General features: G+C 63.4%; 22 protein-coding genes and 4 pseudogenes. 14 read left to right on the forward strand and 12 right to left on the reverse strand.

Annotated features, from left to right (window positions below; translation table 11 throughout):
* Position 1: 1 nt before the first annotated feature.
* The gene (locus tag V5F63_RS24870; protein WP_011993191.1) at positions 2 to 523 is read right to left on the reverse strand and encodes a hypothetical protein; all 522 of its coding nucleotides are present in this window, start codon (positions 521 to 523) and stop codon (positions 2 to 4) included.
* An 89-nt stretch (positions 524 to 612) separates the two neighbouring features.
* Between V5F63_RS24870 and V5F63_RS24875 the strand changes: the two genes are divergently transcribed.
* The 11 genes and pseudogenes from V5F63_RS24875 to V5F63_RS24925 all read left to right on the forward strand — a co-directional run bounded on the left by V5F63_RS24875 (position 613) and on the right by V5F63_RS24925 (position 10,604).
* A complete protein-coding gene (locus tag V5F63_RS24875) occupies positions 613 to 966 on the forward strand; it encodes a MarR family transcriptional regulator (protein WP_394102975.1) in 354 nt (117 codons plus the stop codon).
* A gap of 700 nt (positions 967 to 1,666) precedes the next feature.
* Complete coding sequence (locus V5F63_RS24880) at positions 1,667 to 3,223, forward strand: ISL3 family transposase (protein WP_394102976.1); 1,557 nt, start codon at positions 1,667 to 1,669, stop codon at positions 3,221 to 3,223.
* A 96-nt stretch (positions 3,224 to 3,319) separates the two neighbouring features.
* Positions 3,320 to 4,104, forward strand: a pseudogene (locus V5F63_RS24885) (DUF2493 domain-containing protein); the annotation flags it as partial.
* Positions 4,105 to 4,176: 72 nt separating this feature from the next.
* The gene (locus V5F63_RS24890) at positions 4,177 to 4,437 is read left to right on the forward strand and encodes a type II toxin-antitoxin system Phd/YefM family antitoxin (RefSeq protein WP_394102977.1); all 261 of its coding nucleotides are present in this window, start codon (positions 4,177 to 4,179) and stop codon (positions 4,435 to 4,437) included.
* Complete coding sequence (locus V5F63_RS24895; protein WP_394102978.1) at positions 4,427 to 4,846, forward strand: hypothetical protein; 420 nt, start codon at positions 4,427 to 4,429, stop codon at positions 4,844 to 4,846. The genes V5F63_RS24890 and V5F63_RS24895 overlap by 11 nt, the downstream gene beginning before the upstream one ends.
* Positions 4,847 to 5,484: 638 nt before the next feature.
* The gene (locus tag V5F63_RS24900; protein WP_394102979.1) at positions 5,485 to 5,805 is read left to right on the forward strand and encodes a DUF736 domain-containing protein; all 321 of its coding nucleotides are present in this window, start codon (positions 5,485 to 5,487) and stop codon (positions 5,803 to 5,805) included.
* Positions 5,806 to 6,164: 359 nt separating this feature from the next.
* The gene (repA, locus tag V5F63_RS24905) at positions 6,165 to 7,376 is read left to right on the forward strand and encodes a plasmid partitioning protein RepA (RefSeq protein ID WP_394102980.1); all 1,212 of its coding nucleotides are present in this window, start codon (positions 6,165 to 6,167) and stop codon (positions 7,374 to 7,376) included.
* Positions 7,377 to 7,454: 78 nt separating this feature from the next.
* Positions 7,455 to 8,444, forward strand: a complete 990-nt coding sequence (gene repB, locus V5F63_RS24910) for a plasmid partitioning protein RepB (protein ID WP_394102981.1) — start codon at positions 7,455 to 7,457, stop codon at positions 8,442 to 8,444.
* A 156-nt stretch (positions 8,445 to 8,600) separates the two neighbouring features.
* Positions 8,601 to 9,830, forward strand: coding sequence for a plasmid replication protein RepC (gene repC, locus V5F63_RS24915; RefSeq protein WP_394102982.1), 1,230 nt, complete (start codon positions 8,601 to 8,603; stop codon positions 9,828 to 9,830).
* A 78-nt stretch (positions 9,831 to 9,908) separates the two neighbouring features.
* Positions 9,909 to 10,181 (forward strand): type II toxin-antitoxin system Phd/YefM family antitoxin, encoded by a 273-nt coding sequence (locus tag V5F63_RS24920; RefSeq protein WP_394102983.1) that lies wholly within the window; start codon positions 9,909 to 9,911, stop codon positions 10,179 to 10,181.
* Positions 10,168 to 10,604 (forward strand): annotated as a pseudogene (locus V5F63_RS24925) (plasmid maintenance toxin (PemK-like)). The gene V5F63_RS24920 and the pseudogene V5F63_RS24925 overlap by 14 nt, the downstream one beginning before the upstream one ends.
* Positions 10,605 to 10,659: 55 nt before the next feature.
* On the opposite strand, the gene V5F63_RS24930 reads toward V5F63_RS24925, so the two are convergent.
* The 3 genes from V5F63_RS24930 to V5F63_RS24940 are packed head-to-tail and all read right to left on the reverse strand — an operon-like array spanning position 10,660 to position 12,412.
* Entirely contained in the window at positions 10,660 to 11,754 is a 1,095-nt protein-coding gene (locus V5F63_RS24930) for a site-specific integrase (RefSeq protein WP_394102984.1), read from the reverse strand.
* Entirely contained in the window at positions 11,751 to 12,158 is a 408-nt protein-coding gene (locus V5F63_RS24935) for a type II toxin-antitoxin system VapC family toxin (RefSeq protein WP_394102985.1), read from the reverse strand. Before V5F63_RS24935 ends, V5F63_RS24930 begins: the two co-directional genes overlap by 4 nt.
* Entirely contained in the window at positions 12,158 to 12,412 is a 255-nt protein-coding gene (locus V5F63_RS24940; RefSeq protein WP_394102986.1) for a type II toxin-antitoxin system Phd/YefM family antitoxin, read from the reverse strand. The genes V5F63_RS24935 and V5F63_RS24940 overlap by 1 nt, the downstream gene beginning before the upstream one ends.
* 232 nt (positions 12,413 to 12,644) lie before the next feature.
* Here V5F63_RS24940 and V5F63_RS24945 point away from each other — a divergent pair, with 232 nt between their 5' ends.
* On the forward strand, positions 12,645 to 13,592 hold the full coding sequence (locus tag V5F63_RS24945) for a DUF1403 family protein (RefSeq protein WP_394102987.1): 948 nt from the start codon (positions 12,645 to 12,647) through the stop codon (positions 13,590 to 13,592).
* Between the two features lies 1 nt (position 13,593).
* Positions 13,594 to 14,286 (forward strand): SMC-Scp complex subunit ScpB, encoded by a 693-nt coding sequence (gene scpB, locus V5F63_RS24950; RefSeq protein WP_394025544.1) that lies wholly within the window; start codon positions 13,594 to 13,596, stop codon positions 14,284 to 14,286.
* A 30-nt stretch (positions 14,287 to 14,316) separates the two neighbouring features.
* Here the strand turns inward: scpB and V5F63_RS24955 are convergent, their stop codons facing one another.
* Positions 14,317 to 14,841 carry an RES family NAD+ phosphorylase gene (locus V5F63_RS24955; RefSeq protein ID WP_394025543.1) on the reverse strand — a complete coding sequence of 175 codons (525 nt, stop codon included), beginning with the start codon at positions 14,839 to 14,841 and terminating at the stop codon, positions 14,317 to 14,319.
* Positions 14,838 to 15,224, reverse strand: a complete 387-nt coding sequence (locus V5F63_RS24960) for a hypothetical protein (protein ID WP_011993008.1) — start codon at positions 15,222 to 15,224, stop codon at positions 14,838 to 14,840. Before V5F63_RS24960 ends, V5F63_RS24955 begins: the two co-directional genes overlap by 4 nt.
* Positions 15,225 to 15,406: 182 nt before the next feature.
* Between V5F63_RS24960 and V5F63_RS24965 the strand changes: the two are divergent.
* Positions 15,407 to 16,039: pseudogene (locus tag V5F63_RS24965) on the forward strand (type I restriction endonuclease subunit R); the annotation flags it as partial.
* 263 nt (positions 16,040 to 16,302) lie between these two features.
* Here the strand turns inward: V5F63_RS24965 and V5F63_RS24970 are convergent.
* The 6 genes and pseudogenes from V5F63_RS24970 to V5F63_RS24995 form a co-directional block, all read right to left on the reverse strand.
* Positions 16,303 to 19,146, reverse strand: coding sequence for a cation-translocating P-type ATPase (locus V5F63_RS24970; protein WP_394102990.1), 2,844 nt, complete (start codon positions 19,144 to 19,146; stop codon positions 16,303 to 16,305).
* Between the two features lie 231 nt (positions 19,147 to 19,377).
* Positions 19,378 to 19,617: pseudogene (locus tag V5F63_RS24975) on the reverse strand (AI-2E family transporter); the annotation flags it as partial.
* 726 nt (positions 19,618 to 20,343) lie between these two features.
* Positions 20,344 to 20,817, reverse strand: coding sequence for a DUF411 domain-containing protein (locus tag V5F63_RS24980; RefSeq protein WP_394102988.1), 474 nt, complete (start codon positions 20,815 to 20,817; stop codon positions 20,344 to 20,346).
* Between the two features lie 55 nt (positions 20,818 to 20,872).
* On the reverse strand, positions 20,873 to 21,157 hold the full coding sequence (locus tag V5F63_RS24985) for a copper-binding protein (RefSeq protein WP_509210854.1): 285 nt from the start codon (positions 21,155 to 21,157) through the stop codon (positions 20,873 to 20,875).
* A gap of 26 nt (positions 21,158 to 21,183) precedes the next feature.
* Entirely contained in the window at positions 21,184 to 21,654 is a 471-nt protein-coding gene (locus V5F63_RS24990) for a cupredoxin domain-containing protein (RefSeq protein WP_394040858.1), read from the reverse strand.
* A gap of 13 nt (positions 21,655 to 21,667) precedes the next feature.
* Positions 21,668 to 23,065, reverse strand: a complete 1,398-nt coding sequence (locus V5F63_RS24995) for a multicopper oxidase domain-containing protein (RefSeq protein ID WP_509210853.1) — start codon at positions 23,063 to 23,065, stop codon at positions 21,668 to 21,670.
* Position 23,066: the final 1 nt, after the last annotated feature.

A 23,066-nucleotide genomic window follows, 5' to 3' on the forward strand; every position in this document is an offset into this window, starting at 1 on the left:
GCTAGAACCACACCCGCTGGGTGCCCGCACCGTCGATCATTACATCGACAAAATGAGGTTGCGCTCGGGCGCTCGGCTGAGCTGTCACGTAGGCCATGCACCGGTGCTGTCCGCCGCCCGACACCCAGCGTGCGGCGCCACTGCCGGCTCCGGCGCCGGATGTGCATTGGCTGCTGTCGACCACCTGGCGTGTCGCCGACACACAGGCCGCTTCTTGCCCTTGCGGGCCGAACCGGGCGGTCAGGCGGTAGCCGGTCTCGCAAGAATACGGTTCGTATCCGGGCCTGGAGGTCTGGAATCCGACGCCACTGCAGGTTGGAAAGGGGCGTCCCCTGGCGAGTTCGTTCCAAAGCCTCTGAACGGGAGGGACGCATTCGGCGAACTGCATGGGACCGCCCGGGTTCGAAAGGCAAAGGAGAACCTGACAGCCCCAATCGTCCGCGCGCGCTTTACTGCTGGAAATGCAGTAGGATGACAGCAATACGAATGCGCAGGAAAGCGCCCTGGCAGTAGGGGAATTCATGCCTTCCACCCTCCCGAAACGATCCCGGAAAGGCTTGTCGGCCGCAATCTCATGCCCGGTTAACTCTCATATACAGAGCAGTGAAGCCGATGCCAAGAGCACTTGACGCCGAATGGCGCAGCCTCTCGTTCTCGGCGCTTATTCTGCGGCTGATCCTCGACTATCCGCTCGACGATGAGACCCCTCAGTCGCGCCTGAAGCAAATTGGAATGATGAGCGTCCTCTATTATATGCATCAGGGCAATCAGCGCCTGACGTTAACCAATATAATTGAGGTGACGTCGCTAACACGCGGTGGTGTCACGGAGACGATTGATCGGCTTGTCAATCGTAAGATCTTGGCAGAAGCAATGGTTAAAAACTCGATGGGGCGAGGGCAGGCGCGCGAATTCAAGATTGCACCTGATATTTTCAAGAAGCTCCGCAGCCTACAGGGCGGTTGATGGAGCGGCGCAAAATTCCGGTCGACGGTCGGTATCATCTCAAACTATCGCAATTGTGATAGTATGGCGCCTCCGGTTGAGGTCATCCAGCCTTCATTCGGATCAGGCCGAATCGCGAGTAGGCAATGGTTGGTGGGACGAGGGCAAGGGTCGTCGGGACAAAGAGGGCTCGTACGGCTCCCCTCCCCTCGGCGTGCCGATTTTCAACCCGTGGACCGATGGCAACCAATCGAGATGACGGCCTCTGCTCGCCTTCCGGACGTCGCATGGCTCGAAGCCGTGCTCGCCAAGCTTGATCCGGCGTCGACCGATCCGGCGCTAGTCCCTACCCTCGTCCTGGCGTTCCCGGGCTTTGAATTCAGATTGGCCAAATCGGTGATGTTTATTGGCGCGATGCCCGCAACGTAATCCAGCCGGGCGGCACTTGGATCGGCGATCTGTAATTGAGCGTTCAAGCTCCTGACCACGATTCGGACTCAGAGGTCGCAGGCTTGGAGGAGGTGTTGCGGTGAGGTTGCGAAGATCTGAACCCGCCATTCTCGCGGCAGCACCGATGTCGGACATGCCGACGGTTTGCCGGGGGCTAAGTGGTCGGAGTCATTAGTGAATATTGTGAATCGGCGTGGAATAAGGGGTCTGACTCATTTTTGATGGAGTTCGAGATTCGTCTGGCGTTGATTTTGAGATTGGAATCAACACCATGCGACACTCACTCCGACCTTCGATCCTGGTCCCGCGCGGCTTCGTGGTGGATGATGTCAGCAGCGACAGCGCGGGCACGCTGATTACGGTTCGCGCGGTTGGCAAGGCGAGTTCGTGCCCGGGATGCGGGAGAACCTCGGAGCGGATACACAGTCGCTATCATCGGCATCTGACGGATCTGCCGATGGCGGGCAAACCGGTTCGGCTCGTCGTCCGGGCGCGGCGTTTCCACTGCGACACGGTGCTCTGCGGCCGGCGCATCTTTGCGGAGCGCTTCGACGACAAGGTTTTGGCGCCGTGGGCGCGGCGGACTGCCCGGCTCGACCACATCGTCCACCACCTGGGGCTGGCGCTGGGCGGGCGGCCCGCGGCGAGCTTCGCCCGCAGGTTGATGTTGCCGGTCAGCAATGACACCCTGCTGCGGGTCGTGCGGCGCCGTGGCAACCGGCATTTCGTCCCACCAACGATCATCGGGATCGACGACTGGGCGTGGCGGCGCAACCAGCGCTATGGCACGATCATCTGCGACCTTGAGCGCCGCAGGACCATCGCTCTGTTGCCCGACCGGGAGCCTGCGACAGCGCAAGCGTGGCTCACCTGCCAGCCGCAGATCACCATCGTCGCTCGTGACCGCGGCGGGGGCTATGCCACGGCTGCAGCCAAGGCGCTGCCGACGGCCACGCAGGTGGCGGACCGCTGGCACCTGATGGAGAACGCCAGCCGTGCCTTTCTCGACGCGGTACGCAAATCCATGCGTCTGGTGCGAGCCGCGATCGGAGCCGCGACCATCGACCCTGATCTGCTCACGGCCGCCGAGCGGCTACAATATGAGGGGTATCTTCGTCGGGAAGACGCAAACGCGGTCATCCTCCGCTTGGCGAAGGACGGGATCGCGATCAAGGAGACCGTGCGCCGCTCTGGGCATAGCCGTGGCCTTGTCCGCAGGATCCTGCGCGGCGAGCGCACGGACGTGTTCCGCTCCCGGGAAAGTTCGCTGGAACTGTACCTGCCGTGGCTCGAGGACAGGTGGGCAGCCGGCGAACGCAACGGCGCGGAGCTGTGGCGGCGCCTCAAGCGCCAAGGCTTCCGCGGTTGCCTTCGGGTCGTCACCGAGTGGGCGGCACGTCGTCGGCGCGCCGAACGGATGGACAATGATGCACTCACCCGAACGCCTTCGGCGCGCACCATCGCGCGCCTCATGACCGTTGGCCGGGACCGCGTGTCCAAATCCGAGAGCGTCACGATCGCGGCGATCGAAGCCGCCGTGCCGCTCCTCGTCGAGGCGCGAGAAATCATCGCCGCGTTCCAGGCCATGATCCGCAAGAAGATTGTCGCAGAGCTCGAGCCATGGCTCGAGCGGGCCAGATCCAGCCTGGTCGCGTCATTCGCCAACGGCGTCGCCAAGGATCGGGCCGCGGTGGTTGCCGCCATCACCTCACCCTGGTCCAACGGGCAAACCGAGGGCCAGATCACCAAGCTCAAACTCGTCAAGCGCCAGATGTACGGCAGAGGAAAGCTCGATCTCCTTCAGGCCCGCCTCGTAGGCGCTCCATAGATCTTCTTCGCCAAAACTGCGTCAGACCCCTTCTTGGACGCCGATCCGGGGTCCCCTTCCAACGCCGTTTGACACCCCGACGAGCCCGTGGTCCGGGGCGCCCTCGCCGACATCTTCGATGCTCTCATCGCGACCCTCTCCGAAACCCGGCTCGAACCCGACCTCGAGGACCTGCTCTGGTCGACCGTCAACCTGTTCCACCGCGCGGCGGGCCGTGTACAGCGCGAGCTCGACCGCAATGAGGACGACCAGCGCAAGAGCCAGCAGGAGCAGGACGGCTCGGAAGTGCGCTCCGTCGAGCTCGAGCGCCTCATCGCCGAGGGCACGACCATGATCGAGCGCCGCGAGACAATGGAGTTCTTTCGCGAACACGCGGCCGACCTCTTCGAGGCCCATGTCGGATCGGTGTGGCATCCGAGGACCGGCTCGAAGGTCAACCATCGCAACCTGACCGCTGCGGTCATAGACAGCCGGGACTTCCTCGCCGCCAAGCGCCGGGTCGGGATCGAGCCCCTGATGCCGGCCGGCGTGAAGGTCGCCTTCGCCGGCGGGCTCGACTGCAACGACTACCAGGCCATCTGGGACGTGCTCGACAAGGTGCATGCCAAGCATACCGACATGGTGCTGCTCCATGGCGGATCGACGAAGGGCGCGGAGTTCATCGCCTCGAGGTGGCCGATGCGCGCAAGGTGCCGCAAGTGTCCTTCAAGCCGGACTGGACGCGGCACGCCAAGGCGGCGCCGTTCAAGCGCAATGACGAATTGCTCAAGGCGCTGCCGATCGGCGTCGTGGTCTTCCCAGGCTCCGGGATCACCGACAACCTCGCCGACAAGGCGAAGGCGATGGGCATCCCGGTCTGGCGGTTCGGGGGCGGCGCGTGAGCGTCGTTTCCCTTGAAATCATGGGAAACATGGATATCATGGAAAGCATGGATATTAGCGCGGAGGTTTCACATGCGCGCCTTCACCACCAATGACCTCAACAAGCAGGTCGGCGAAGTCACCGATGCCGCGGCGAAGTCGCCGATCGTCATCACGCGGTATCGCAAGCCCCGCTTCGTCATGATGAGTTACGAGCACTACCAGAAGATCAGGGGCGAAGGCGACCCCCGCCGCGCATACGCCGCCGGCGAGACGCCGGACGACGTCGCCTCGCTGTTCTCGGCCGAGCTCGACCGTCTGGCGACGGGCGAAGGCTACGACGATGACCGGTGACCTGCGTCCCGGCACGATCATCCAGTATCCGTATCTCTGGAAGTGGCAGCAGGAACACGGCGAGACCGAAGGTCGCAAGGATCGACCCGTCTGCGTTATCCTCGCAGTGCGCGGATCGGACGGTCTGACCCACCTTGCGCTCCTGGCGATTTCAAGCCGCCAGCCGGGCTCCGAGCAGGTTGCGATCGAGGTTCCCGAAATCGAATGCCGGCGCGGCGGGCTCAGCGATCTCAAGCGGGCCTGGATCACCGTCAGCGAGTACAACTACGATATCGTCGAGCGGTCCTTCTATCTCGATGCGGGCGAGCCCCTGCTGGGACGCTTCAGCCGCTCCTTCATGATGCAGCTTGCGAGCGCGGTGTCTCCCCTCTTCCGGGCCGGACAGGCGCGCATCGATCGGACCGACTAGCGGCCGTTTCGGACTTGCCGAAAGGCTTCTGTGCCGGCCGAAAGGCGCGTCGGGCACTTCCCTCACAGCGGTTGCTGAGCGACCACGCATTGGTGCGGTTTCGGCTGCGGTTTTGTCGGGATAGCGATGATCCGGTCGGGATTGCGCGGGCGCCTGGCTTGCTGTCCGGGATGCAGCCCGCGCCACGGCGCGGAGGCGGCGCGAAGGCACCTGCCTGGGCGTCGATCTGTGGTTCGAGCGGGCGCCGGCGCGGCGCCGTCGGCGTGATCGAGCAGCGCGGACCGGATGTCCGTCGGCGGCCGTGAGCGTCGGCGTCCTGACTGGCGGTGGCCGGGACGGGGAGCGAGCGCTGCGGTGCGGGTCCTGCCTAGCGAGGCGAGGCGAGGGTGGGCGTGGCCTGGTCGCGGGGTCTCCTTTGGTCGGTGGCTTCGAAGCCCATCCCCTCCTCTTTGCCGCCTGTGTGCGGGTCTCGGCCGCCTAGTGCCGTCAACCCTGCTGGCCACACCGCGATGCGGGCATCGCGGGGACCCCGACCGGGGGTTCCCCTGCGCTGCGCTCCGGTGACGACGGCGCCCGGCCCCTTCCTTGTGCAGCGTCATCGGGGATGGTCCCCGAGCAACTCGCCAAGGAGACTTCCCATGGCCACGATCGCAACCCTCACCCAGAAGGCGGACGGCAACCTCGAAGGCACGCTCGCCACCCTCAACGTCACCGCGCCGATCGCGCTGGTGCCGAACACCCGCAAGGCGAAGGACAACGAGCCGGACTACCGGGTGATCTCGCGCAAGAACGGCTTCGAGCTGGGCGCCGGCTGGAACCGGATCTCGAAGACCACCGGCGAGGAGTACATCTCGGTCTCGCTCTCGGCCCCCGAGTTCGGCACGATCTACGGCAACGTGGCGCCGGCGCCGGGCGAGGAGCCCAACAAGAAGGTCATCATCTGGAACCCCGCCAGCTGACCCCGAAGTCGCCGGCCCCGCCACAAGGCGGGGCCGGCGACTTTCCAAGTGAAGCTTGATTCGACCGTGCGCTGAACCGCTTATCTCGCTGGCTTGCGAACAATTGCATGAATTGCGACAACGGCTGACGACGCGCTCGATCTGCTCCGTCTCTTTGACAGCCGTGCAAAGCGAGAGAATATTCAATAAATACAACAACATATTCCTTGCCGCGACGCTTTGCCTGCACGCCGCGATTCAACGAGCGCCGTTAACTTCTCGTTAACTTAAAACCGATTGCCGCTGCGAGAGAATCGGGCATAATTCCCGCTTGAAATGATAATTCGTTCGGAAAAGCGTTATTCTGAGAATCGGCGAAAATGACTATGGCGATGCCCGCTGAGGACTTTGATGGGTTCAGCTTCCACGAGACCATTCTCCAGCAAGGAGAACTGATCTCGGACAAGCTGAACATGCTTCGAATTGAGCACTACCCTCCCGATGCCACGAAAGGGCTGCGGCAGTTCTCGCTCGCCGAGGTGGCGTATTTTTTGGGCGTGACGCAGTCGAACGTCAAGAAGCTGCATCTCGACGGGAAGGGTCCGACTCCTACCACCTCCGTCTCAGGGCGTCGGACATACACCGCGGAGCAGATGCTGGAGTTGAGGCAGTATCTCGACCGACACGGTCGGGCGGACTTCAAGAAGTATGTTCCCTACCGAAGGGCGGGAGAACACCTCCAAGTGATCTCTGTCGTGAACTTTAAGGGCGGCAGCGGAAAAACCACCACAGCAGCTCATCTTGCCCAGCACCTGGCTCTCACCGGTCATCGTGTGCTTGCGATCGATCTCGATCCGCAGGCTTCGCTTTCCGCGCTGCATGGCATTCAGCCAGAACTCGACAAGAACCCCTCGCTGTACGAAGCGCTCCGCTACGACGAAGCCAAGAAGCCAATCTCGGAGGTGATCCGAGCAACCAACTTTCCTGGACTCGACATAGTGCCGGCGAATCTCGAGCTTCAAGAATACGAGTACGACACACCGCTGGCTGCCACTAACAAGGCAACTTCGGATGGTCGTATGTTCTTCACCCGTATTACTGACACTTTGAAAGAGGTCGACGATCGATACGATGTCATCGTCATCGATTGTCCGCCGCAGCTTGGCTATCTCACGCTTACGGCTCTTACAGCGTCTACGTCGGTCCTGATCACAATTCATCCGCAGATGCTCGACGTGATGTCCATGAGCCAGTTCCTACTCATGCTTGGGGGTATCCTGCAGTCGATCAGCAAGGCAGGTGCCCAGGTCCGTCTGAAGTGGTTTAGATATCTGGTCACTCGATATGAGCCGACTGATGGTCCGCAGGCTCAGATGGTCGGATTCATGCAAGCTCTGTTTCCAAAGCAGATGCTTAAGAACCCGATGTTGAAGTCCACAGCGATTTCAGACGCCGGTATAACGAACCAATCGCTCTATGAGGTCGAACGCTCCCAGTTCGTCCGGGGGACCTATGATCGCGCTCTCGAGGCCCTGAACGCCGTAAACGAGGAGATCACGACGCTCGTCCACAATGCATGGGGTCGCAAATGAGCTCTGTTTTGACAGCCGTGCAGAAGTCCGAAATGGCTCCATGCATCAATAGGTTGCTCCCGATCATAGGAGGTCGCCATGGCTCGTAAGAACCTGCTGGCAAGTGTGACCGGTCAGGAGACGACGAACGCCGGTCACGAAGCTAGGTCCGAATATGCCAGTCGCGGCGCATCGCGCTCGATGATGCTGTCGATTGAGGAAATGGCTGAGAACGCCAAGAAGATGATTGCTGGCGAAGCCGTCGTCAGCCTTGATCCGAATTTGGTCGATGGATCCTTTGTCTCCGACCGTATTGAGGATGACGAGGAAGAATTCGCCCTGCTCAAGCGGGGGATAGAAAAGGAAGGTCAACTGCAGCCAATCCTCGTGCGACCTCACCCCGAGGTAGACGGTCGGTTTATGATTGTCTTCGGGCATCGTCGAACCCGGGCTGCCAAAGAGCTTGGTATCCCTGTTCGAGCAGTCGTGAAGAACCTCGAGGCGATCGCTCACATCGTTGCCCAAGGGCAGGAGAACTCCCGCCGCGCAAACCTGTCCTTTATGGAAAAGGCGCTGTTTGCCGCGAAGTTGCTCAGCATGGGGCAGAGCAAGGAAACGATTAAATCGGCCCTGAGCATCGACGACACGTTGCTGTCGAGGATGTTGTCCGTGGTGGAGTCGGTGCCTTCCGCGGTGATCGATGCGATTGGAGCGGCGAAGTCTGTTGGTCGAGACCGATGGGAGGAGCTCAAGAAGCTTCTCGCTCACCCTAAGAACGCGGAGTTCGCGGGCGAATTGGTTGGGACAAATGACTTCCAAGCGCTCGAAGGCACAGAACGCTTCAACCATCTCCTCACGGAGCTGAAGCGTGTACGCAAAGTGGCGCGCAAATCAGCCCACGATCGCGGATCAGGAGCATGGGCTCCCGACGACCAGATGGTGGCCGCCAGTTATCGTAACACCGGAAAAACCTTCAGCCTCTCGCTCACGTCGAAAGATGCGAGTGAGTTCGGCCAATTCATTTCGTCCAACCTCGAGACGCTTTATCGCGACTTCAAGGAGACGAAGGTCCGCAATCAAGGAGATTAAACCGCAAAAGAAAAAAGCCCCCGAACGTCGCCGCGCGGAAGCCTTTTCTTTGATCTAAGCACCCAAAGAATCACATTTCCGCGAATCACTGTCAAGCGTTTTAGGCGTCGATTTTCGGCGAGCGGATTTCTTTTGCCTCATCGAAGGTGAAAGAACGTGGAACCACATCTATCGACGACGCCCTTTGGGCGGCGAACGCTGACGCTCGCCCATGTGGCGAACCAGGCGATCGCAAAGTCACGGCCGCCTGAAAAGGCGGTTCACAAATGGCACGTCTATCAGACGCTCTGCATTGCCAGAGTCACGCTCGGTGTGTCCGAACGCGCATTGTCGGTGCTAAACGCGCTGCTGACGTTTCATCCAGAGACCATGCTGACGGGCGAAGACCTGATCGTCTTTCCCTCGAACGATCAGCTGGCGCGGCGGGCGCACGGCATGCCGGCATCAACCTTGCGCAAGCACCTGGCCGTCCTGGTTGACGCCGGGCTCATCATCCGCCGCGATAGTCCGAACGGGAAGCGCTACGCCCGCAAGGGCCGCGATGGCGAGGTAGCGATGGCCTTTGGGTTCGATCTCGGGCCGCTCGTAGCGCGCGCCGAAGAGTTCGAACGGATTGCCGAGGCGATCCTGGCGGCCGAGCGCGAGCTGAAGCTCGTGCGTGAACGCATCACCATTTGCCGGCGTGACATTGCGAAGATGATCGCGACGGGCCTGGAGGAGGGGGTGCCGACGACGCGGGCAGGGCAGGGGCCGAGCGACTGGACAGAGATCCACGGGCTCTTCCGCGCCATCATGGCTCGGATTCCGCGGAGTGCCACACTAACAGAGCTCGAGCCGATCGCCGAGGAACTCACCCTACTGGCGGATGAGATCCTTATGTTGCTGGAAGCCCATACAAAAACAGAGAAAATGAGCGCCAATGAGTCCACATTTGAGCATCACAAACAAAATTCAAAATCAGACTTCCTAATTGAACTTGAACCTACTCTCCGAGAAGAGAGGGGGGAGAGGGCAGTGCCAGAACCCCAAACGCCGCGGATGCCGGAAGGGTGCTACCCCTTGGGGATGGTTCTCGAGGCTTGTCCCGATATTTGCGACTACGCCAAGACAGGGATTTCGAACTGGCGGGATTTTATGGCAACCGTTGCCGTGGTCCGGCCCGTGCTGGGGATCAGTCCGAGCGCCTGGGAGGAGGCGCGGACCGTTATGGGCGAAGTTCAGGCTGCTGTGGTGGTTGCGGCGATCCTGCAGCGCGGCGCCGCGATCAACAGCGCCGGTGGCTACATCCGCGATTTGACGAAAAAGGCACAAGCCGGAGGGTTCTCCCTTGGTCCGATGCTGATGGCCCTGATCGGCAGCCGAAAGCGCGACAAGAAGCGGGCTTGAGAAGGCGGCACCGTCGTTCCGCTGCGCCTTGCGGGATTACCGGGATTTCTGTATATTACAGAACATTGGAGATTGGCCATGACCGCGACCGTTACCGCCGGTGAGGTCTCGAAGAACTTCGGCGCCTATCAGGATGCCGCCGTGCGCGAGCCGGTGATCATCACCAAGAATGGGCGCCCGCGCACCGTTTTGATAGCCTATGAGGATTTCATCCGGTTGTCCAAGCGTGATCGGCGGGTTCAGCGTACGGTCGAGTTGAGCGACGTCGAGATCGCGGCGGTCGAGCGGTCGGAGATGGAACCTGGCCACGAGGATCTCAACGCCGAGCTCGGTCCGCATGCTGCCGACTGACGTTCGGATAGGCTGCGTTTTTCGCTATTCGTACCTTTGGCATCGCCAACATATCGAAGGCCGCGAAGAGGGCGACAAGGATAGACCGTGCCTCGTGCTGGCGATCGTCACGACGGAGGAAGACGGCTCGCCGATTGTTCGTGTGCTGCCGATCACTCATAGTCCGCAGGCCGGCCCCGATGATGCCATTGAGATTCCGAGACCGGTCAAGCTGCGGCTTCGGTTCGACGACGAACGCTCCTGGATCGTCTTGAACGAGAGCAACCGCTTCGTGTGGCCGGGCCGGGCCCGGACCTGCGGCCTGTCGACAGCGATAGCGGCTACTACGGGGCCATCCCGCCGGCGCTGTTTGATGAGGTCAAACGTCGCTTCGTCGCGCTCGCCCGCGGCCAGGCGCACGTCAGCGTCCCACGAAGCGAATGATGCCTGCAGATCGCTGAGAGGGGAGGGGGCTCGCAGCCGCCTTCGGGCTTGCCGCCTATAGTCCGGCCGCCTTGGTGAGGTTGACGCGGAAGCGGTCGCGGCGGCGCTGGTAGCGCCGCGTCATTTCGGCCGAGGCGTGGCCGAGCTGCTTCTGCACGTAGCGCTCGTCGACCTCGGCCGAGGAGGCGAGACCGGCGCGCAGCGAATGGCCGGAGAATTTCAACTCCCGCTCGCCCTCGGTGAGATCCGCCCGCACGCCGGCGGCGAGCGCGGTGCGCTTGACCAACCGCGCCACCTGCTGGTCAGTGAGACGATCCGGACCGACGTCCTTGCCCTGGCCGGTGACCCGGCGGAACAGGGGTCCGTGACCGATCTTCGCCAGCTTGAGCCAGGTCTGGACCGCGACGACCGGGCAGGTGGAGTCCGACGAGCCGCGACCGATCTCGACCTCGCGCCAGCCGTTCTTGCCGCGCAGAGTAAGCAGCATCCCATCGTCGAGGAACTCGACCCAGCCGCGGCCGTCCTCGGTCTGATCGCGACCGGCATCGAGCGCGACGATTTCGGACCGCCGCAAGCCACCGGCAAAGCCGAGCAGCAGCATGGCGCGGTCGCGCAGGCCGCGCAGCGTGCCTCGCTCAAGCGTCTCGAGCATGGCGATGACGTTCTCGGGAAGCACAGCTTCCTTCTGCACCGGCGGACGGCCATGGGTATTGCGGATGCCGGCCAGCACGGTGGCGATATGACGATCGGCGCGGTCGAGCGGCGTGCCGCGCTGGACAAAATTCCAGCTAAGGGCCGACAGCCGCCGCTCGATGGTCGAGACCGCGTTCGGCTTGCCCCCCGGAATGGCGGCGCCAGAGGCACAAGCTGTGATGTAGAGCCCGACCACCTGAGGGGAGGGCGGGAACAGCTCGAGGCCCTGCCGCCGGCACCAGCCGGAGAAATGCTTCCAATCGGCGTCATAGGCCCGGCGGGTGTTCGCCGAGCTCGCCGCATCGACATAGTCCCGCGCCCGTTCGGTGAGGCGCTCAAGATGTGCGGGGAGGGCAGGGGAGGGATTCTCGGCGACTCCTGTCACCCGACCGACGATCTGCGCCGGCGCGTCGTCGTCGGTCGTCAGGGTGGCGCCGTCGGATGGCCCAGATGTCATGTGCTTGCCTCCCATGGATTGATCACCGACGCGCCAGTGTCCTCGAAGTCAGCGACATTGTGGGTGACGAGAATGAGGTCGTGGACGATGGCCGTCGCCGCGATCAGCCCGTCGATGTCGCCGCGCGGGCGGATCGCAACGATCCGCCCGCACTCGACCGAGATCGGGTCGGTGACCGGCAGGATGCGCTCGGCATGATCGTGGCGGATCTTGCGCAGCCACTCGGCGAGGTGGCCCGCGGCCTTCGGGTCCGACCTTTGCTTCAAGGCGATGCCGCGCATGATCTCGCCGAGGGTCAGGGTGCTGAGATGGACGCTGAGCGGATCCACGCCGCGCAGCCAGGAGGTCGCCTGCGGCGAGCCGCGACGGGCCTCCGAGATGATGTTGGTGTCGACCAGGTACATCAGAGCGCGACGCCGCGGCTCGGGGCGCTGGTGCGCGTTTCGACCGCCTCGGCGAAATCCTCGTCCCAAGCCGGCCCGGAGAGCAGATCGTCGACCAGGCTCGGCCGGTTGGCGCGCAGCGCATCGTAGTCGGCGGCCGAGAGCACCACGGCGGCACGCTCGCCGCGCAGCGTGACGATCTGCGGTCCCTCGGTGCGGGCCTTCTGCACCACCTTGGAGAACTGGTTCTTGGCGTCCTGTAGCGGCCATTCCATTTCTGTGGTCTCCTAGCTAGACTGTCTAGCTATATAGGCGGCGAGTCCGACGGGTCAAGCAGTCCATTTTCCAGCGAATAAGGGCCATTTCGGCCGGGTTCGCTGGACTCTCTCTATAAGGAGAAAAACGAACGATAATACAACATTATCGGTCGTTAATTGTTTGCGACAGGGCGTGCGCTTAATGCCAGTCTCTATAGGAAAAACCGCACAGCGCAGATAAGGTGCGCACATGGATTTCGCGTCGATTCCCGCCTCCGGAGCGCCCTGGACCGTGCCGGCCGTGCCGGGCTGGGCGGTGCCGCGCGGCGCGGTGGCGGACCCGGCCGAGGCCGCGTTTCTGGCCGGCGCGGCATTGAATGCGTTGGATAATCTGGTGCGCGCGAACCCGTCTTGGGCTGGCGCCTGGCGCGCCCGGCTGGCGCTGATCTGCGCCGCGGCGGCCGCCCGCCAGGCCGGGCGAGCGGAGGATGAAAGCATGCTCCGGGACGCATGGTATCTGCGCCCGGCCGATGGCGATCCCGGGCCCGCGGGGCGAATGCTGGCGGCGTGGCGGCGCCTGGCGGAGTGCTCACCCGGCGTCGACACCACGGCGCTCCAGTCGGTGTGCACGCTGCTGGGCCTCAGCTGGAGCGCGGAGCTTGCGTCGCTTCCGGACGAGATCGATCGGCAACTCGCCGCCGGCCGGCCGGCGCCGCTGGCCGCCGCGGCGATGGTCCGCGCCGTCGAGACGGCGCAGCCGGGCGCCCGGCTGCTCGGCTGGTGGTTGGCCGACCAGGTGCTGGCGCTGCGGCTGCGCTGGCCGCTGTCGGTGCCGCTGCTGATGGCCGACGCCGGCGGGCCGCGCCGGGCGAGCAGGGGAGGGGGCTTCCCAGCGGACGGCGACGGCCTCGATGCCGCCGTCTGTGTCGCCGTTGCTCAGGGCGCCGCCCGCGCTTGCCGGCTGGCCGCCGAGATTGCGCCGCGCGCCGCCCGCCTCGACGCCGTGGTGCCGAAGCTGCGCGCCAAGGGCGCCGGCGACGCGGTGCGCCGGCTGTTGGACGACGACGTCGTCCCCGGCACCTTGCAGACCGCCGCGCTCTCCCGCTTCGCGGCGCGCCGGCTGTTTGACCGGCTGGTCGCGCTCGGCGCCGTGCGCGAGCTCTCCGGCCGCTCCAGCTTCAAGCTCTACGGGCTGTGACATGGCCCGCCGCCCGCGCGCATCCGAACCATTCGACACCGAGCTGGCGCACCTGCCAGCGGAGCTGCGCTGGCGCGAATGGATGGGCCGGGTCGAAGCGGTGATCTTTGCCGCGCCCGAGCCGGTGCCCCGCGAGGTACTCGCCCGGGTGGTCGGCCGCGACTGCAGCCTCGATTTGCTTATCGACGACATCCGCGCCGAGCTGCGCGGCCGGCCCTATGAGCTGGTGGCGGTCGCCGGCGGCTGGCAGCACCGCACCCGCAAGAACTTTGCCGAGGCGATCCAGGTGGCCACCGGTCTCGGTACGGACGATCCCAAGCCACTGTCGCAGTCCGAGGCGCTGGTGCTGCTGTGTGTGGCGTATTTCCAGCCGATCACCCGTGGCGAGCTCAGCCAGTTCTTCGGCCGCGAGATCAGCCGCGATACCATTGGTCACCTGCGGCGGCTCGGCTTCCTCGCCGCCGGTCCGCGCTCGCCCCAGCCGGGGGCGCCCTACACCTATGTGACGACCAGGGAATTCCTCTCGCATTTCGGCTTCGACACGCTGCGCGACCTGCCGGACATGGAGGCGCTCGAGGATGCCGGCCTGCTCAGCAAGGACATGCTGCTTGCGGGGGATATCCCGCTCGGGCTCATGGCGGGCGATACGGACGACGGGGAGCCGGAGGAGGTTGAGGCCGACGAGGAGAGCTGAAAGCTCTCGCCGGTCTTCTGACCGTTTAGCCTAGGACCACGATGATTGGTCCTGCGGCAGCCGATGATCGGGATCGTGGACCATGACCGTGTCGTCAGCGAGAAGATTGGCTGGAAAGATCATCAGGTTGGTGCCGCCGGCATGGCGAAGTGAGGGAAACAGGATGCCGCGAAGCCCGGCAGTGATCACTCGATCAGCGAGCTTCCAGGATGGGGGGACTTTTCCGTCGATGCGGGCAATGCAGCGCCACGCACAATCCCAGTCCTTCCAGGCGTCATCCCAGACGCTCGGATCGAATCCTTGGGACAGATCCGCGACTTCGCCGAGCGTGACCGTGTAGGCGGCAAGGGTTGCCGGCGGCGTGATGCTGGCGCCTTGCCGGTATTCTTCAAGGGCTGTCTGCGGCGCGCGGGAGAGATAAAGAGCCTCGACGCCGGGCCGGTTAAACCGGCCACCATCTATAGCGGCACCCGCGCCGCTCGTCGGCACGAACGCCCATTTAGGTGTTAGATAGCGGTGGAATATCTCGTCCGGACCGAGGCGGGCGATCTTCACCCACGGGCTCCGTTCTCGAGATCGCGGATGAAGGCCAGCACCGCCTCTACCTGGCCATCGGCCACGAGCTCAGCCGCCGTGCGATGCCCATAATCGGCGATCGGCTCGTTCCGGTACCAATAAATCGCCTTGTCGATATCCCCGGTGAGTTCCGTGGTTGCCGAGATCACCTTCACCATTTCGCGCATCCGTCCCTGCAGCCGCTCGGAAGAGGGGTTGCGCAAGGTGTTGCGATGAACGCCGGTGAGCTGGGCTAGGTTGGCAACGTTGACGCCGAGTGCCTTAGACAGGCGCTTCGGCGAGATATAGGGCGTCCGGGGCTCCTGAAGGCTGTCGACGAAGCCGGAAACCATTGCAGTGTGAGCTAGCTGAGCCTGGGCCATGGCAGAACCTCGCTTGTGTCATGCACAATATATGCACATTTCAAAGCACATCAAGGTGCGGCTCTGTCCAAGGCGGTCGATAGGCGTTCCACTGCGAAGTCGGGTCAGGGCTGCCGGACTATGGTGCCCACGATATTGACGAGAATACGCGCAGCGGTGAGCGCCGACAGGCCCTCTATGTCGAAGACGGGCAGGTTGATTTCAAGGGCAAGGCGAAAGCCTTCGCCCGGACGTACGCCTTCATCTCGGCCATCCTGCCGTTCACGAACGCCGAATGGGAAAAACTCTCGATCTTCCAGAATTTCCTCGCGCCCAAGCTGCCGGCTCCGCGGGAGGAGGACCTCTCAAAGGGCATTCTCGAAGCGATCGACATGGATAGCTACCGGGTCGAGAAGCAGGCCGCGCAGCGGGTGCAATTGGCGGATCAAGATGCCGAGATCGACCCTGTTCCCACCGATGGCGGCGGCCACAAGGCGGACCCTGAACTCGACCGGCTGTCCAATATCATTCGCGGTTTCAACGATCTGTTCGGGAACATCGCCTGGGAGGACGGCGACCGCATCCGGCAACTGATCGCAAACGAGATTCCGAACAAGGTGGCCGCGAACGCCGCCTATCAGAATGCAAAGCAGAACTTAGACAAGCAGAACGCTCGCATTGAACACGACAAGGCGCTCGGGAGCGTCATCATTGGGTTGATGAAGGACGACACGGAACTGTTCAAACAGTTCAGCGACAATCCTGAATTCAAGCGATGGCTCGCCGATACCATCTTCTCGGCGACATATGACCGGCCGGCGTCACCGCCGCCGTGAGACCGGGGACGTGCCAAGGGCCGATGACGAGACAGACGGGGAATGACGGCGATGCCGGTGCGCAGGGGGCAATAAGCTCGAACGCTGGGAGATCGCCCTGATCAAGGCCATGGTTGCCGATGGGCGATGGCCGAACGATCAGGATATCCTCGCTCACTTCAGCGCGCCGCCGCCGAGGCGGCGATCAGCGCGGGACAGGTGGGGATCCCCCATGGGGCGGGGCCTCCATCGCGCGCTTTCCCGATCGATCAGGCCACCCGCGATCATGCTGATCGTTCGGAGACGCCGGCGGATATCGTGTCCCCGCCAATCCTTCGCGTCGCGATCTTGCTCAACTCGCACAGCCACAGCACCGAACTCGACACCGCGGCACAGAACAGCCAGTCTCCAGCGCCCAGGCTGACGGTCGAGAACGCCTCCTGCAGGACGGGCGTATAGACCACGAAAGCGTGCAGCAGCAGCGAAAGCACAACGGCCCCCCAGAGCCAGTGGTTCGTGAAGAGGCCATGGAATGCGCTGCGATTGTCGGAGCGCGCATTGAAGACGTTGAAGAGCTGGAACATCACCAGAGTGGTGAAGGCCATGGTCTGGCCATAGGCGAGCGTGCCCGTGCCTTCGATCATTCCTCCAGGCAGCGCGGCGTCGAGCACGAGCAGCGTGCCGACCGCCATGATCGCGCCGACAAGGAAAATGCCACCCCACATCCGGCCCGTGATCACGCCTTCGCCGCGCGGGCGTGGCGGCCGGCGCATCACATCGTCGTCGGCGGGATCGACACCGAGAGCCAGCGCCGGCGCACCGTCGGTGACCAGATTGATCCACAGTATCTGCGTCGCCAGGAGCGGGAGCACGACGCCTCCGGTCGCAGCGCCGGTCAGTCCGATCATGTCGGCGAGGAGAATGCCGAAGAACATCGTCATGACCTCCCCGATATTCGACGACAGGAGGTAGCGCAGAAACTTCCTGATGTTGGAGAAGATCGCCCGCCCCTCTTCGATGGCAGCGACGATGGTGGCGAAATTGTCGTCCGCCAGCACCATGTCGGCCGCTTCCTTGGAGACGTCGGTGCCGGTGATCCCCATAGCGACGCCGATATCGGCGGCCTTCAGCGCGGGGGCATCGTTGACGCCGTCGCCCGTCATCGCCACCGTCTCACCCGCGCGCTGCAGCGCTTTGACAATCCGCAGCTTGTGCTCAGGATTGACCCGCGCATAGACGGAAACCTCCTGAACCGTTCGGTCCAGTTCCACCTCGGTCATGGCCGCGAGCTCTGCGCCGGTGACGGCGCGGCCTCCCGAGGTGATGCCAAGCTCGGCGGCGATGATCCCCGCGGTCACGGGATGATCGCCGGTGATCATGATGGAGCGGATGCCCGCAGCCTGCGCCCGCGTCACCGCCTCGCGCGCTTCCTGGCGCGGCGGGTCGATCATGCCGATCAGGCCGATGAAGACGAGATCGTGCTCCACATCCTCCTCGAAGGCGTCACGGTCGGAATGGTCGGCCGGCAGCAGGCGGAAGGCGACGCCAAGCGTGCGCAGCGCCTCCTGGGCGAGTGCGTCGTTGCTCGCCATGATCTCGGCCCGGCGCGCATCGGTGAGTACGACGGCGTCCCGGCCGACAAGTTCATCGGTGCAGTGCGCGAGCAGAATATCCGGCGCGCCCTTGGTCACGGCGATCAGACGCTCGGGCCGCTCGGCATCGGTGTGGACCGTGCTCATCAATTTGCGTTCGGAGGAAAACGGCACCTCGCCGACCCTTGCGAAGCGTGCATCGAGGGTCTCGGCAAGCAGGCCGGCCTTGCGCGCCGCAACGATCAGGGCCCCCTCCGTCGGGTCCCCCTGGACGGACCAGTTGCCGTCGCGCTGCTGCAGAATCGCATTATTGGCCCGCTCGGCGGCCGTCAGCGCGCGCGCAAGCTCGAACTGCAAGGTCTCGCCGGGCGATGGCATGCCGACGAACTCCACATCTCCGTGCGGCGCGTATCCGGTCCCGGACAGGTTCGCGGCGCCGCTCGCCGTCACGACCCGGCGCACCGTCATCTCGTTCCGGGTCAGCGTCCCGGTCTTGTCGGAGGCGATGACGGTCGCCGAGCCGAGCGTCTCCACCGCGACGAGGCGGCGAATTATCGCCTTGTTCTTCGCCAGGCGCTGCATGCCGAGCGACAGCACGGCGGTGACCACCGCCGGCAATCCTTCCGGCACCGCGGCGACGGCAAGGGCGACGCCGAGGATCAGCACGTCGAATATTTCCGAGAAGCCGCGGACATCGCTGACAAGGAAGATGGTGCCGATCATCGCGATGGCGATCAGGACAACGGTGACCGCCAGCGCTTTGCCGACGCGGTCGAGCTCCCGCTGCAGCGGCGTGATCTCGTCCGGGGCTTTTTCCAGCATGCCGGCGATGCGCCCCATGGCGGTCCGCGTTCCGGTCGCGGTAACGACGGCGCGGCCATGTCCGTAGACCGCATTGGTCCCACTGAAGACCATATCGTGCTGGTCGCCGAGCTCGGGCGTGCCGGTGACGGGCGCGACGTCCTTCGAAACCGGCAGGCTCTCGCCGGTGAGGGCGGCCTCCACCGTCTGCAGGGAGGCGGATTCGATCAGCCGCGCATCGGCCGGAATGGTATCGCCTTCCGCAACGAGGACGATGTCTCCGGGCACGAGCTCGGCCGCCGGGATGCTCCGTCTGTCGCCGTCGCGGATGACGCTCGAATGTGTGGCGGACAGTTGCCGCAGGGCCGCGGCGGCGCGCTCGGCCCGAGCCTCTTGAATGTAGCCCATCAGCGCGTTGAGAATCACGATCGCGAAGATCGCCAGCGCCTCGTAGGGCAGCGCCGTGTCGCGCTCCTGCAGCCAGATCGCAGCGGAAATCGTCGCCGCGGCGAGCAGCAGAAGCACCAGCACATCGGTGAATTGCTCGAGGAACTTCAGCCATTGCGGACGCGGCGGCACCGCGTCCAGCTCGTTGCGGCCATAGAGCGCTAGGCGCCGCGCCGCCTCCGTCGGGCCGAGGCCGGACTGCGGCTGCGTCTTCAAGGCGGCGGCGACTTCTTCGGCAGTCTGCCGGTACGGCTCATCGATGATCGGGTCGGTGGGTGTGACGGGCATGCCGCAACGATACGCATCCGCGAAGGATTGCAATACGGGACTTCTCTTGGCGCCCTATCTATGCCAAGTCGGCCATACCGCTTCAATGACGAAGGGCGCTCTTCGACGAGATGGACGAAGCCGGTCACAGTCGCGACGGGGACGAAGAACACGAGGTCGTTGCCGAGCGTGGCCAGTTCCGTGGCAATTTCCAGAAGGATTGCATCCTTCATATCCATTGGCCCGACGGATTCAAGAATGCAGCTGCTCCTCGGTGAACGGCGACCAGTCGGCAACAAACAACGCCGCGATCAGAGGACCGATGACGAAGCCATTCATGCCGATTAACGAGAGGCCGCCAACCGTCGATATGAGGACGACGTAGTCCGGCAAACGCGTTTCTCTTCCGACCAAGGCCGGCCGTAGGAAATTGTCGATCGTGCTGATAACCAGCACACCGACCGCCAACAGGATCGCGCCCGTCAAATAGTCCGAGATGAGAGCGGATGCCCATGCCGATGAGAGATCGCCTTCCGAGCACTGCACGCGCTCGAAACCGCCGGGTCGCGCCTCCATGTGCTTGAGGAGACGCTGCTCCATGTCGTAAACGTCGACGGACGTCGGCCAGCGGTGCGTCAGATAAACGGAACACTGTTCGTTGAGGACCTCGACCGGGCCATGTTGGTTTACTGCCGCGAGCCGACCCTGCACATCTTCCGCGTGGCCGATCTTGAAGAGGTTTCGCTTCCCGAACCTGAATGCATAGGTCGAAGCCGCGCCGTGTCCCGACCGCTCGACCATGTAGTTGGCATCGCCTGGGCGCGGGCCGGTTGTCGGACGATGCCCCTCGTTGAGCCTGCGCATGCGCTTCAGAGCGGGCAATTCCGGAAGCAGGAGCCTTTCTGCCGGCAACGCGAGGACTCTGGCAACATCCTCCTCGCCGATCTCTTCGACGCCGGGGGTCGCTACCATTGTGAGCTGGCTCGCCAGGACGTCGGACAGGAGTGGCGGTGGGCCGAAACGCCACACTTCGGCCAGGGCGACGGCATGCGGAAACTTATAGTTTCCACCGTCGTCGAAATCGCGCGCGTCCAGATCCGCATGATCGACGATCTCTAGATGCCGTAATAGGCCGGTGCAGGGCGTGCGATCAGAACCGTGCTGGTTAGCCGGCCTGCCTTCCGAAGGCACCCCGCTTGTTCGTCCATGGCTGTGCGCTCAATTCGGAATCGGGCTGGTGCCGTGGAAGCGCATGAACAGGCTCGGCGTTTCGGAACCGAAAGCCATCACGTCGTAGGTCTCCGGTTCCATCCCGGCAACGTCCATGCCCGGCGATCCCACCGGCATGCCGGCAACGGCAATTCCGCTCACGGACGGCCGAGTAGCCAGGAGCCGGATCAAAGCCGTGGCTGGAACATGGCCTTCGAGAAGGTAGTTTTCGACCTCGGCTGTGTGGCAGGACCAGAGCGCCGAGGGAATCCCAAAGCGAACTTTGATTGCGTTCATCCTTGGCTCCTCGACTATCTTCGTGGAAAAGCCGGCCTTCGCGATGTGGTCGATCCAGGCCCCGCAACAGGCGCAGGACGGATCCTTGTAGACCGTGACCAAAGGTTGGCCGGCGGCCCTGGCAGCCGCTGGCGCGAGCAGCGTCGCGCCAGCGAGCAGGAGCACGCGTCTGCGATCCATGTTCATCGGGTGGTCCTCCGGGGACGGGGAGCGCTGCAGCGCTCCCCGGGATAGCGAGATGTTAGTTCGCCTTGGCGATCTTGGTGACCGTCAGACGGCCGCTCACCCGATCGGCCTCGAACTTCACCTTGTCGCCGACCTTGACCGCTTTCAGCATGGCCGGGTCGGCGACGGCGAACACCATGGTCATGCCGTCCATGTCGAGGTTCTTGATCGGCCCATGCTTGAGCGTGATCTTGCCCTGGGCCTGGTCGATCTTGGTGACTTGCCCGTCGACCGGCGCGGTCTGTGCCAAGGCGACGGTAGAGAACGCCGAGATCGCAGCTGCCATCATGAATTTGCGCATCATTCTGCTCTTTCTCTTCGGCTCGGTCACTTGACGACAATCTTGCCGAACATGCCGGCTTCTCGGTGACCCGGGATCAGACAGGAAAAGTCGAACTCGCCTGCCTTCGTAAACTTCCACACAATCTCCCCCGTCTTCTTCGGAGCGAGACGCTTAGCGTTGGGATCGTCGTGCTCCATGTCGGGGTTCTTCGCCATTTCGACGGCGTGTTTGAGATTTTCGTCCAGAGTGGCAAGGACGATTTCGTGGTCGAGCTCGCCGTTGTTACGGAGGACGAACTTCACCTGTTCTCCCTTGCGGATTTCGAGCCGGTTCGGGATGAATTCCATTTTCCCGTCCGCTTCGCGCATAGTGACCTGGACGACTCGGCCCGACTTCTTCGGATCGCCGGGTTCGCCATACGCACGCTCATCGCCATGGGAGTGGCCAGCGTCCGCCAGAGCGGCCGTCGAGAGCGATAGGGCCGCGAGAGCGGCGACCAAAATTCTCGTCTTCATTTAGAATTCCTTCTTAGTGATTGTCGTGGGGGGATTTGACGCCGGGTTTCACGACGTTGAACTCGGCAGTCTTCGTCTTGTCGAACGCGGGGGACGGTGCCCGTTCGGCCTTTTTAGGCTCACCCTTCCACTCGAAGGCGACCGTACCTTCCGGGTGCTTGAACCAACCCGGATCCTTGTAGTCGCCGGATGCGAGCCCCTCGCGCACTTTGACGACTGAGAACATGCCGCCCATTTCGACCGCACCGAACTGGGCGAAGCCCGTCATCATCGGCAGGGTGTTGTCGGGCAGCGGCATCTCCATCTCGCCCATGTCCGCCATGCCCGCCGTGCCCATCGGCATGTAGTCGGGGACGAGCTTGCGGACTTTCTTGGCGAATTCCTTCTTGTCGACCCCGATGAAGTTGCGCACGTCGTGGCCCATGGCGTTCATAGTGTGATGCGACTTGTGGCAGTGGATCGCCCAATCGCCGGGCTTGTCGGCGACGAAATCGAAGGCGCGCATCTGCCCAACGGCGCAGTCGATGGTGACCTCGGGCCAGGCCGCCGCCTCCGGCACCCAGCCCCCATCGGTGCACGACACCTTGAAGTCGTAGCCGTGCATGTGGATGGGGTGGTTCGTCATGGTGAGATTGCCGAAACGGATGCGGACCTTCTCGCCCTTGCCGGCAACGATGTGGTCGATGCCGGGGAAGACCCGAGTGTTCCAGGTCCACATGTTGAAGTTGGTCATCTCGGCGACCTTCGGAACATAGGTGCCGGGATCGATGTCGTAGGCAGCCATCAGGAACACGAAGTCCCGGTCGACGCGGCGAAATGCGGGATCCTTCGGATGCACCACGAAGAAGCCCATCATGCCCATGGCCATCTGGACCATCTCGTCGGCATGAGGGTGGTACATGAAGGTCCCGCTCTTCTGGAGCTGAAACTCGTAGACGAAGGTCTTGCCCGGCTTGATATGCGGTTGGGTCAGCCCACCGACCCCATCCATGCCGCTCGGCAGCAACTGGCCATGCCAGTGGATGGTGGTGTGTTCCGGCAGCTTGTTGGTGACGAAGATGCGGACCTTGTCGCCCTCGACCGCCTCGATCGTCGGTCCGGGCGACTGGCCATTATAGCCCCACAGATGGCCGACCATGCCCGGCGAGAACTCGCGCACGACCGGTTCGGCGACGAGATGGAACTCCTTCCAGTCGCCGTTCATCCGCCAGGGCAGGGTCCAGCCATTGAGCGTGACGACGGGCTGGTAGTCCGGACCGCTCGTCGGAACGAGCGGTGGCTGCATGACCGCCTCCTTCATGGTGGCGGCTTCGGGGATCGCGGCCGCCTGGGCGCGGCCTGAGACGGCGCTTGCGCTGATCAGTGCCATGCCACCGGAGGCGCCGAGGAAATTTCGACGTGAGATCGTCATG

This window comes from Xanthobacter wiegelii, assembly GCF_043193855.2.
In the GTDB taxonomy this organism is placed as follows: Bacteria; Pseudomonadota; Alphaproteobacteria; order Rhizobiales; family Xanthobacteraceae; genus Xanthobacter; species Xanthobacter flavus_A.